1 pseudogene is annotated in these 230 nt (G+C 59.6%); it reads left to right on the forward strand.

Annotated elements, in window-relative coordinates:
- Nucleotides 1-114: 114 nt before the first annotated feature.
- Nucleotides 115-230 (forward strand): annotated as a pseudogene (locus tag FHC48_RS23330) (DedA family protein); the annotation flags it as partial.

Below are 230 nucleotides of genomic sequence, written 5' to 3' on the forward strand. Positions count from 1 at the left end.
CGATGTTCCTGCTGGTGGCGGGTCTGGTGGGCACCATCGCGGTAGTGATTAAGAAGAAGTACTGCAGCGCGTGATAAAAAATTGCCGGGTGGCGGCTACGCCTTACCCGGCCTACAATACCATCAGCGTGCAACCTGCATGTTTGACCGACACGGCCTGCTTGCGCTGCTGGCCGGACGTTTTCTGGCGTTCGTTCGCACCCTTCTGCCGACGATGGCGGGCATTTCCGG

Origin of the sequence: Enterobacter sp. EC_50 (assembly GCF_019584525.1) — a bacterium.
In the GTDB taxonomy this organism is placed as follows: domain Bacteria; phylum Pseudomonadota; class Gammaproteobacteria; order Enterobacterales; family Enterobacteriaceae; genus Enterobacter; species Enterobacter roggenkampii.